Genomic DNA, 10,492 nt, shown 5'->3' with positions numbered 1-10,492 from the left:
ACCCGCCGCGACTCCTGACAATGCCACCGACTTCTTGGGTTTGAACGCTACGGTGTTTTCACTCATGTCCGGCTTCTCCGCAGATTTCTGGATGACTTCCCGCCTCGCGGCCGGGATGACGCTGTTTCATGGATTTCGCGCAAACAGCGCGTCGAGCTTGCGCTCGTAGTCGTGATAGCCGAGAAAATCGTAGAGCTCCTCTCGGGTCTGCATCGTCGGCAACGCGGCCTGCTGGGTGCCGTCGCGGCGAATCGTTTCGTAGACGTTGAGAGCGGCCTTGTTCATCGCCCGATATGCGCCGCAGCAATACAACGCGATGTCGACGCCTGCCTCTTGCAATTGGGCGGTGGTGAAGAACGGCGTTGATCCGAACTCGGTGAGATTGGCGAGGATCGGCACCTTGACCGCCGCCTTGAAGCGCCGATAGTCGTCGAGTGATTTCATGGCCTCGGGGAAGACCATGTCGGCACCGGCCTCGACATAAGCAACCGCACGCTCGATCGCGGCATCGACGCCTTCGACTGCCGCCGCGTCGGTGCGCGCCATCACCACGAAGTCACGGTCGAGCCGCGCGTCGACCGCCGCCTTGACGCGATCGACCATTTCCTCTTTCGATACCACTTCCTTGCCGGGCCGGTGGCCACAGCGTTTTTGGCCGACCTGGTCCTCCATGTGCACGGCGGCCACGCCGATGCGTTCGAAACTGCGAATCGTGCGGGCGATGTTGAACGCCCCGCCCCAGCCGGTGTCGATGTCAACCAGGAGTGGCAAGGCGGTCGCATCGACGATACGGCGTGCGTCGATCAGCACATCCTCCATCGTCGAAATGCCCAGATCGGGCACGCCCAGCGAATTGGCGGCCACGCCGCCGCCGGAAAGGTACAGCGCGCGATAACCGACGCGGCGCGCCATCAGGCCCGCATAGGCGGTCACGGTACCCACGACCTGCAGTGGACTTTCCTCGGCAACGGCGGCGCGAAAGCGCGCACCAGCGGATGCAATGGGGGCCATCGGCGACTCCTTGGGGACTGCATATTCTAGCCGATCGCCGCACCAGGCTCGCTCTGCGCATGGGATCGCGGGCGCAGCCCGGCACCAGGTTCTGCGTCAAGTTGTCCGCGCGCCGGTTCCGATGCGTGACTCCGGGCCCGCGGCCACGTAAATTGCAGACGATGAGCAAACCCGTCCCACTTGCAAACCGCATCCTCATCGGCATGGCGATTGGCATCGTCGCCGCCCTGCTGACCTTGGGCATCGGCCACTTCCATGCGCCGACCCTCGACCTCATGCGCAAGGTTTCGACCGCGGTGTTCGACCCGTTCGGTCAGGTCTTCCTGCGCATGCTGTTTTTCGTGGTGATGCCGCTGGTCTTCGCCTCACTCACTGCGGGCGTGGTGCAATTGGGCCGGCCCGACCGCCTCGGCCCACTGGCCTTGCGCACCTTCGCCGTGTTCTTCACCAACATGGCCATTGGCGTCACCATTGGCCTGCTGATGATGAACCTGCTCGAACCAGGGCGGCACCTGCCGCAAGCCGCTACCGCACAGTTGATGAGCGAGTACGGCGGGGCCGCGCAAAGCATTGCCGAACGTGGCGCAACGCAACCAGCGATGAGCCTGTCACTGGTGGTCGACATGTTCATGCCACGCAACCTGCTTGGTGCGATCGCCGGACATGAGCGTGGCTCGATAGGCGAGGTGTTGCCGTTGATCCTGTTCGCGATCCTGTTCGGCGCGGCGGCCACACGCCTTGCCAACACGCGACGCAAACAAGTCCTTGAGGCCTTGGAGACGCTGGCCGAGATCATGACGAAAATCGTCGATTTCGCACTGCGTCTGGCCCCCTATGCAGTACCTGCGATGATCTACAGCGTGATCGTCAAGGTGGGACTGGGCGTACTCGCGGCGCTGTCCTGGTTCGTCATCGGCTGCACGATTGCCTTCCTGCTGCACCTGTTCGGCACGATGTCGCTGTGGATGCGATTCCTGGCAAAACGCTCGCCCCTGGAGTTCTTCCGCACGATTCGGCCAGTGCTGATCACCGCATTCTCGACCAGTTCGAGCAACGCAACCCTGCCGACGGCGCTCGCCTCGGCCCGCGATGACCTGAAACTTTCGGAAAGCACCTCGAGCTTCGTGCTGTCGCTGGGCACCACGATGAACATGAGTGGTACCGCGCTGTTCGAAGGTTGCGTGGTGCTGTTCATCGCCCAGGTATTCGGCGTCGACCTGTCCTTGGGCCAACAAGTGATGCTGATGCTGCTCGCAGTGCTCAGCGCCGTTGCAGTGGCCGGCATTCCGGGCGGCTCGCTGCCCCTGATCGCCGGCTTGCTCACCACCTTTGGCGTGCCGCCCGAAGGGCTGGGCATCATCATCGGCGTGGACCGCATCCTCGACATGATGCGCACCACGGTCAACGTGGGCAGCGATGTTGCCACCGCAGTCGTCGTCGATCAGCAGATGCGTCGTGCCGGCCTGCTCGCCGAAACCTATGCGGCGCCGGCACCGAACGCGCCACCTGATTGAATCACGGCGGCGCAGCGGGCGCCTCAGCTTGCCGCGGGCGCGGGCAAGCCAAACAGATAGCCCTGCCCCAATCCGCAACCCATCGCCCGCAGCGCCACGCACTGCTGCTGGGTCTCGATGCCCTCGGCAATCACCTCGATGCCAAGCGCCTTGGCAAGGGCGAGGATCGCACCGACCACCGGCCGCGCGGCAATCAGGTTTTCGTCGAGCGAGCTGACGAAGGAGCGATCGATCTTGACCATGCGCAAGGGCAGCGAATGCAGATAGCTCAATGACGAATAGCCAGTGCCGAAATCATCGAGTGCGGCGCCGATGCCGGAGACGCGCAATCGTTCAAGGATCGCATGCACGGCGGTCGGGTCATCGAGCAAGGAACCCTCGGTGACCTCGATGATCAGCCGCGACGGGGTCAGGCCGCTGCGCGCAAGCATTTCGAGCAGATGTTCGTCGAAATCCTCCTGCCGCAAATGCAGTGCCGACACATTGATGGTGACGAAGGTTTCGCCGGCGACATTCGCCATCGTGCGGCAGGCGCTTTCGAAGAGTTGCCAGTCGATGGCCTCGATCAGGCCGCAGTCCTGTGCAACCTTGACGAACTGCGCCGGCTCGAGGATGCCGCGCGTGGGGTGATTCCAGCGCAACAGCGCCTCGTGGCCGACCACTTCCCCGGTTTCGATCTGGCGCACCGACTGGAAATAGGGAATGAACTCGTGCCGTTGCAAACCGCGGCGCAGTTCGGCCTCCAGAGCGAGCACGTCCAGCATCGTGCTCGACAGGCGGTCATCGAACACCACGTAACGATTGCGCCCCATTTCCTTGGCGCGATACAGCGCCATGTCGGCCGCACGCAGCAGGTCATCTGGCGTCTGGTAGCTGACGTTGACCATTGCAATGCCGATGCTGATCGATGGCTCGAGTTCGCGGCCGGCCACGTGCATTACGCGATTGAGGCTGTCGAGCGCGCGCGCAGCAAATGCCGCCGCCCCTTCCACCGAACCTGCTTCGTCGAGGAACAGGGCAAACTCGTCTCCCGAGATCCGCGCCGCCATGTCGGGCAAGCGGACGCAGTCGCGCAGGCGATTGGCGATCTCCTTGAGGAAACAATCGCCCGCCAGATGCCCCAGGCTGTCATTGATCACTTTGAAGCGATCAACGTCGAGATAGAGCAACGCCCCGCTGCCGTGCCGCTCGCGACGTGCGCGCTGCAAGGCAATTTCCAGCCGGTCACGCAACAGGCGCCGATTGGGCAGCCCGGTGAGCGCATCGTGCATCACCTGATGCTCGAGTTGCTTCTGCATCGCCTCGCGCTTGGCGATCTGCTCGCGCAATTCGCGGGTGCGCTCGTGGACGCGGTGTTCGAGGTCGACGTTCGCGCTTTGCAAAGCCACGGCAGCGCGCCGGCGATGAATGCTCGCCGCGATCTGCAGGGCAACGAAGCCGAGCAGGTCGCGATCGGCCGGTCCGTAGGCGAATTCCTCGGCATAGCTCTGCACGACCACCAGCCCGATGATGTCCTCGCCCACGCGCAAAGGCACGCCAAGCCAGCACAATGACGGCCGACCTATGCGACTCAAATCGACTTCGCCGAGCAAGCCCAGACGATCGATGTCGGCGCGGCATCCAAGCAGCGCACGCCCCGTGCGCATCACGTATTCGCTCAGCCCGCGACCAATGTCACGCGAAACCTGACGTTGCAGGCCGCCGTCGACGTAATAGGGGAAATTGAGGATCTGGCGGTCTTCTGAAAGCAGGCCAATGAAGAAATTTTCCGCGTTGATGAGCTCGCCAACCGCCAGATGCATGCGCTTGTAAAACTCGGCCTCATCGATGTCGACGGTAGCCAGCTGGGCGATGTGAAACAGGCTCGCCTGCAGCCGCTCGGCGCGCTCGCGTTCAAACACTTCCTGCTGCAGGCCGCGGTTGGCCTCGGCCAGCTCGAGCGTGCGCAGACGCACCTGTGCCTCGAGCTCATCCTTGCTCTCCTTGCGCTCAAGCGCCGTGAAGATGTGGGTGCCGACGAATTCGAGCAGCGCGCGGTCGTCGTCGGTGTAACGGATGCCTTCTTCGTAACTCTGCACCACCAGGGCGCCGCGCGCCTTCCCATCACGCAGCACCGGCACGCCCAGCCAGTCATGGCATTCCGGGCCCGCTTCGGAAAGCTGTCCCTGCAACTGAGTGCGAATCTGCTCCATGCCGCCCATCAGCGCCTTGCCATCGACCAGCACGTGCCAGGTCAGGGTGTCGGCCCGCACCGACATAGGAATGTCGGCGCCAAGCAGGTTCTCGGTATCGAGAAGGTCGGAAAAATAGATGAACCGCATCGTCTGCCGATCGGGATCATGGCGGACGATGTAGAAGTTCTCGGCGTACATCAAGGTGCGCACGATGCCGTGGATACGCTCGAGCATTTCCGCCATGTCCAGCGTCGAACCAGACAGATCGGAGATGGCGAACAAGGCGCGCTGCAACACCTCGGAACGCTGCAACTGCTGGTGCGCGGACTGCAGACTGGCGAGTTTCAGCACGCGCTGCAGATGGGCGCCGATCAGGGGCAGGAAGTCGACGAAGCCATCGGCAACGCGCGGCGCGCGCCCATCGGGGGCATACAGCAGCAGCACCGCGGAACTCGCCACGCGCAACATCAGATGGCCGCTCGCAGCCTGCACCAGGCGCGGGCCGATCAGAAACTCTGCGGCATCACCCAATTGCGCCACGTCAAGCATGTCCGCATCGGTGCCGCAGACCAGACGTTCGCCGTCGCGCCACAACAGCACGGCTTGGTCGGCATCGGTCCAGACTCGCGACAGGGATTCAGCCAGGCGCGCGACCGAGCGAGGGCTCACCGCCTCACTGAGCTGCAGCAGCCAACTGAATTCGTCGGACCGAAGAGGTGGCTTCAAAACGGCGGAACCAAGCGCGCCAGCAGCGCTGCTGCCCGCGTGCGACCAAACATCTGGATTGGCCCCTGTTGTCGCCAAGTTGGCTCCTGCCCGAATGGACGCGGCTCCTCAAAGCCGAAGCCTACGCCCAATCCGTGCTGTCTGTGCACCTGCAGACCAAAAAAATCGCGAAAACCACGCCGTCAGGGGTGCGGCGTGGCTGCAATGGCACTCAGCGACGGGCGAACAAGGCCTCGACGCCGGCACGTTCCTCGCGCAGTTCCTTTTCGGTGGCATCCATGCGCTCGCGCGAGAACGCATTGATCTCAAGCCCCTGCACGATCGAATACTTGCCGCCCTTGATCGTCACCGGATAGCCGTAAATGACGCCCGGCGCGATGCCGTAGGAGCCGTCCGACGGAATTCCCATCGACACCCAATCGCCTTCGGCCGTCCCTTGCGCCCAGCTGCGCATGTGATCGATTGCGGCGGCGGCAGCCGAAGCGGCACTCGAAGCGCCACGCGCCTTGATGATGGCTGCACCACGCTGCTGCACGGTCGGGATGAAGCTGTCCTTGTACCAGGCCGCATCGACCACCTCGAGCGCAGGCTTGCCCGCGATGGTGGCGTGATGGATGTCCGGATACTGGGTCGAACTGTGGTTGCCCCAGATCGTCACGCGCTTGACCTGCGTGGTGTGCGTACCAGTCTTCTCGGCAAGCTGTGACAGCGCGCGATTGTGATCCAGGCGCACCATCGCGGTGAAACAGGCCGGATCGAGATCCGGAGCATTTTGCTGCGCGATCAGCGCATTGGTGTTGGCCGGATTGCCCACCACCAGCACCTTGACGTCGCGCTTGGCGTGCGCGTTGAGCGCCTTGCCCTGCGGCGCGAAAATGGCGCCATTGGCCTCGAGCAAGTCCTTGCGCTCCATGCCCGGGCCGCGCGGACGCGCGCCGACCAGCAGGGCGAAATCGACGTCCTTGAATGCGACGTTGACGTCATCGGTGGCGACTACGCCGGCCAGCGTCGGGAAGGCGCAGTCATTGAGCTCCATGACCACACCCTGCAGGGCCGGCAGCGCCGGGGTGATTTCGAGCAGGTGCAGGATCACCGGCTGGTCAGGGCCGAGCATGTCGCCCGCGGCAATGCGAAACAGCAAGGCATAGCCGATCTGGCCGGCAGCACCGGTGACGGCAACACGGACGGGAGCTTTCATCTTGGGAACCTCATCTGGGATGCGAAGGATTCAGGGCACCGTCGCCGGGAGCAGGCCGGCATCGGCGATGGCTTGGTGAATGGGTCCGGGCTGGTAGCCTTCGAACAGCTGCTCGCCAACCAGCATCAAGGGCACGCCGTGCGCGCGCGCAAGGCCGTAGACCCGACGCCCGGTCGGATCATTTTCCACGTCCAGCTCGACGTAGCGAACCCGCCAGCTTTCGAGATCGCCACGCAGCTTCTTGCAATAGCCACACCAACTCGCCGAAAGCAGCACGACGGGCTCGTCGCCGGCCGCCTTGCGTACCGCCTTCATGTCCGGAGGTCCGCTGCGAATCCAGCCGATCGCAGCGAGCGCAATCAGGCCACCCACGATCAGGAGCGTTCGTCGTTCCATCGAATCAGTCGAGCTCGGCGAAAAACTCGCGGAAGCGCCTGAGACCTTCGGGAAGCTGCGCCGCCGGACAGGTGTAGGAGATGCGCAGGGCATTGGCATCGCCAAACGCCGAACCCGGCACACAGGCCACGCCCTTGGCTTCGAGCAGCGCGTTGCACAAATCGACGTCGTTGTCGATCTTCACGCCCTTGTGCTGCTTGCCGAATGCGCAAGACACATCGGGGAATACGTAGAACGCACCCTGCGGGTGCGGGCACACCACGCCGGGAATCGAGCGCATCGTCTCGAGCACCTGGTCGCGGCGCGCCTGAAACTCGGCCGCCTTCTGCGCCGGCACGTCCTGCGGACCGCTGAGTGCAGCCACCGCAGCCGCGGTGACGATTTCGGGCAGGTTGGTGATGTGGTTGGAGTTCATCGTGGTGAACGCCTGCGCCACGACTTCGGGTCCGGCCATGAAGCCCACGCGCCAGCCCGGCATGCCATAGGTCTTGGACAGGGAATCGACGTGGATCACGCGATCGCGCAGCTCGGGCCGCGCGTTGACGAAGTTGTGATAGCCGATGCCGTCGAACAACATGCGATTGTAGATGTCGTCGCAAATGACCCAGACTTCCGGATGCTTGATCAGCACGTCGGCCAGCGCGGCGACTTCGGCCTTGGTATAGGCCATGCCCGTCGGATTGTTCGGATTGTTGAACAGAAATACCTTGACGCCGGGCAGCGCCGCATCGAGCTGGGCAGGCGTGATCTTGTAGTCCTGACTGGCCGGACAGGGGATCAGCTTGACCTTGGCGTCGACGATCTCGGCGATGTCCAGATACGACGTCCAGTACGGCACCGCGAAGGCGATCGTCTCACCCGGGTCGAGCAGCACTTCGGCAAGGTTGTAAAGCACATGCTTGGCGCCGATGCCGACCGCGAGATTCTTGCGGCCGTAACCATTCAGGCCGCCTTGCTCCAGATGCTTGATGAATGCATCGAGCAAGGGCTCGGCACCACGATTGGACCCGTACTGACCGCTGTCCCTGGACAGCGCCTCACGTACCGCCGCGTAGACGTGCTCGCCAGGCAGGAAATTGGGTACGCCGATCGAGAAACTCACGATGTCGCGGCCGGCCGCCTTGAGCGCCTTGGCCTTGTCGGCCACGGCCATGATTGCACTGGGTTTGGCGCGACTCATGCGCGCCGAGAGATTCGGCATGATGACGGTGCTCGATGACGGAAAGGCCTTGTCGGCAACCGCGAATTCTAGCACAGCCACCCGCGCCACCCAGCGCCGCGCTTATGAAATCCGCTTGAGGATTTCCAGCATTTTCGCCGTGAACGGACGATACGGCGGATACAGCAGGCGCACGCCCGAAAACCGCGACTGGAAAAACACCGGCTTCTCCTTGGACAGTTCGCGGAAGCCGAATTCGCCGTGATAGTGCCCCTGGCCCGAAGGCCCTACGCCGCCGAATGGCAAGCCTTCCTGGGCGACGTGCAACAGGGTGTCGTTGATCGTCACGCCACCGGAAATCGTTTGCGTGAGCACGCGCTCGCGCGAAACGCGATCGCTGCCGAACCAATACAGCGCGAGCGGCCGCTCACGAGCATTGACGTAATCGATCGCGGCCTGGGTCGAGTCGCAAGTCACCACCGGCAGCAATGGGCCGAAGATTTCTTCCTGCATCACCCGCATCGTGTCATCGACGCCGAGCAACACACTGGGCGCCAACTGACGCGTGGACGGATCAGGTTCTTCGTCTGCCGAAGCAAGGGAAATGACCTGCGCTCCGCGCGCCTGCGCATCGGCCACGAGCTCGCGCAAGCGTTGATGATGGCCATCACTGACGATGCTGGTGTAGTCGGGATTGCCTTGAAAACGCGGATACATGCGCGTCATCGCTGCACGCAAGGCGGCGATGAAGGCGTCTTTGATTGCCGACGGCACCAGTACGTAGTCGGGCGCAATGCAGGTCTGGCCGGCATTGAGCAGCTTGCCGAAGGCGATGCGCTCCGCAGCCAGCGGCAGATCGGCCGAGGCGTCGATGACCACTGGCGACTTGCCACCCAGTTCAAGCGTGACGGGGGTGAGATTTCTTGCTGCCGCCTGCGCCACCAGGCGCCCCACCGCGGTCGAGCCGGTGAACACCAGATGATCGAAGGGCAGCGCCGCAAACCCCTTGCCGACAGTGGCATCGCCCGTGACGATCGCGACCTCTTCCGGCGCGAAGACATTGGCGATGCGCTGCTGCAGCGCCTGGGCAAACCGCGCAGTCAGTTCGGAAGGCTTCACCATTGCGCGATTGCCAGCAGCCAGAGCCGCCACCAGCGGCGCCAAGGTCAGCTGGAGCGGATAGTTCCACGGTGAAATGATCCCGACCACGCCCAGAGGCTGACACCGCAGGCGCGAGCGCCCCGGCCAATAGGTCATCGCGGTGGGAACGCGACGCGGCTTCATCCAGGCCCTGAGGTGACGGCGCGTATGTTTGATCGCCGCCCGCGTGAAGATCGATTCGGCCAGCACCGTTTCCACCATGCTGCGATTGCCGAAATCTTCGGCGATGCGCGCCGCGAATTCGCGTTCGGCATCGGCATCGAGCAGGCGTTCGATACGAGCAAGGCGATCAAGACGCAGCTCGCGCGTGGGATTCATGTCGATCCGGAATGCGTCCTGCTGGGCACGCAGGATCGACTGCATGCGCTCGTCTATGGCGGGCGCGCCGATGGGCGTGGTCTCGAGGCGTGCAGTGGCGGGCATGTTCATCTCTGCTGGGTGGATCCCGGCCACCCTAACGGGCAATGTTGACGTTGTCAACATTGCCTCCTACCCTACTCGAATGACCCGCTCCCGCAAACCTCCCGCCATGCGCCCCAGCTCGGGTGACTACCACCACGGCAACCTGCGCCAGGCCCTTCTCGATGCCGCCCACGAACAACTCTGCGATGCCGGCATCGGCGCCGTCGGCATGCGCGAAATCGCGCGCCGCGTTGGTGTCTCGCATGCCGCTCCGTATCGTCACTATGCCAATCTGGATGCCCTGCTGGCCGATCTCGCCACCAGCGGCTTCCGGGAGCTCGAACAGCGTTTCGCACATCTGCCGGCCATCGCCGAACCCGAGGCGCGATTCACCGCGATGGCGGCAACCTATGTCGAGTTCGCGAGCGACCGTCCGCAGTTGTGGCGCTTGATGTTCGGCGACGCGCTCGACAAGACTGGCCATCCACAATTGCTGGAGGTTTCACAGGCGGTGTTTGCGAACCTGCAGGAGACCCTCCTTGCCCTCGGGGTTGCCGCCCCGGCGATCAACGAGGCGCTCGCAGCCTGGGCGATGGCGCATGGTGTGGCCAGATTGGCGCTTGACCGTCGTCTCGACGCACATCTGAATCTGGCCATGGATGCGAACACGCTGGTCGACACCGCCGCCAGGATTTTCCTCGCCGGCCTTCGCAATCTGCGCTGACCGAACAAGCCGCACACGATTTGTCAC

8 protein-coding genes are annotated in these 10,492 nt (G+C 63.5%); 2 read left to right on the top strand and 6 right to left on the bottom strand.

Annotation, left to right across the window (positions count from 1 at the left end):
• Positions 1 to 126: 126 nt before the first annotated feature.
• Positions 127 to 1,011 carry a methylisocitrate lyase gene (gene prpB, locus KF759_RS13205; protein WP_291226276.1) on the bottom strand — a complete coding sequence of 295 codons (885 nt, stop codon included), beginning with the start codon at positions 1,009 to 1,011 and terminating at the stop codon, positions 127 to 129.
• 161 nt (positions 1,012 to 1,172) lie between these two features.
• Here prpB and KF759_RS13200 point away from each other — a divergent pair, with 161 nt between their 5' ends.
• The gene (locus tag KF759_RS13200) at positions 1,173 to 2,525 is read left to right on the top strand and encodes a dicarboxylate/amino acid:cation symporter (RefSeq protein ID WP_291226274.1); all 1,353 of its coding nucleotides are present in this window, start codon (positions 1,173 to 1,175) and stop codon (positions 2,523 to 2,525) included.
• 23 nt (positions 2,526 to 2,548) lie between these two features.
• Here KF759_RS13200 and KF759_RS13195 read toward each other — a convergent pair whose 3' ends face one another.
• From KF759_RS13195 to KF759_RS13175, 5 genes are all read right to left on the bottom strand, one after another.
• On the bottom strand, positions 2,549 to 5,368 hold the full coding sequence (locus KF759_RS13195; RefSeq protein WP_291226272.1) for an EAL domain-containing protein: 2,820 nt from the start codon (positions 5,366 to 5,368) through the stop codon (positions 2,549 to 2,551).
• A 268-nt stretch (positions 5,369 to 5,636) separates the two neighbouring features.
• Positions 5,637 to 6,623 (bottom strand): malate dehydrogenase, encoded by a 987-nt coding sequence (locus KF759_RS13190; RefSeq protein WP_291226271.1) that lies wholly within the window; start codon positions 6,621 to 6,623, stop codon positions 5,637 to 5,639.
• Positions 6,624 to 6,653: 30 nt separating this feature from the next.
• Positions 6,654 to 7,019, bottom strand: coding sequence for a glutaredoxin domain-containing protein (locus KF759_RS13185; protein WP_291226270.1), 366 nt, complete (start codon positions 7,017 to 7,019; stop codon positions 6,654 to 6,656).
• 4 nt (positions 7,020 to 7,023) lie between these two features.
• The gene (locus KF759_RS13180) at positions 7,024 to 8,280 is read right to left on the bottom strand and encodes an aminotransferase class I/II-fold pyridoxal phosphate-dependent enzyme (protein WP_291226268.1); all 1,257 of its coding nucleotides are present in this window, start codon (positions 8,278 to 8,280) and stop codon (positions 7,024 to 7,026) included.
• A 21-nt stretch (positions 8,281 to 8,301) separates the two neighbouring features.
• Positions 8,302 to 9,762 carry a coniferyl aldehyde dehydrogenase gene (locus KF759_RS13175; RefSeq protein ID WP_291226266.1) on the bottom strand — a complete coding sequence of 487 codons (1,461 nt, stop codon included), beginning with the start codon at positions 9,760 to 9,762 and terminating at the stop codon, positions 8,302 to 8,304.
• Here KF759_RS13175 and KF759_RS13170 point away from each other — a divergent pair.
• Positions 9,761 to 10,465 (top strand): TetR/AcrR family transcriptional regulator, encoded by a 705-nt coding sequence (locus KF759_RS13170; protein ID WP_291226280.1) that lies wholly within the window; start codon positions 9,761 to 9,763, stop codon positions 10,463 to 10,465. The two genes, KF759_RS13175 and KF759_RS13170, sit on opposite strands and share 2 nt — an antisense overlap.
• Positions 10,466 to 10,492 lie beyond the last annotated feature (27 nt).

Source organism: Dokdonella sp. (genome assembly GCF_019634815.1).
Taxonomy (GTDB): domain Bacteria; phylum Pseudomonadota; class Gammaproteobacteria; order Xanthomonadales; family Rhodanobacteraceae; genus Dokdonella_A.
The sequence above is the reverse complement of the archived record's forward strand: the minus strand, read 5'-3'. Positions and strand labels throughout refer to the sequence as shown.